The 424-nt window shown below is 46.2% G+C and carries 1 protein-coding gene; it reads right to left on the bottom strand.

From position 1 onward, the window contains the following. The coding region (locus NE591_RS12655) for a hypothetical protein (RefSeq protein WP_256156791.1) at window positions 1-424 on the bottom strand (424 nt) is incomplete at both ends.

The following is a 424-nucleotide window of genomic DNA, read 5'->3' on the forward strand; positions in this document are numbered from 1 at the left end:
GATGAATTCCACGCGCCGGTCCCCCTCAAGACAAAGTATCCCAGCGATGCGATGACAAGTGCTGCTGATGTTTCGAATATGGCATTAGCAAAGGAGCGCGTCTCTGCGAGAGACAGCCATAAAAGAAAACCGGCTCCGTAATAGAGTCCGATGACGAGAGAGACCAAGGAAAAGCCCGATGACGGCATTTGAGTAAAGCTGCAACTAAATAATGCGGTCATAAGACCAACCGTTGTCAGGAAGATGAGAAGAACGGGAAAGAGTTTGTTAATGCACTCTTTTCGCAGAACAAAGAATCCGGCGATCAGTGTGAGACCTGTAGAGAAATTCCAAATACAATTGAACGCCAAGATGAGTTCGTCGTTTGCATCTGAGCCAAACCAATGATAAAAACTTGCTTTGGAACTGGAGGCAAGCAAGTTTT

This window comes from Adlercreutzia sp. DFI.6.23 (genome assembly GCF_024462535.1).
Classification (GTDB): Bacteria; Actinomycetota; Coriobacteriia; order Coriobacteriales; family Eggerthellaceae; genus Adlercreutzia; species Adlercreutzia rubneri.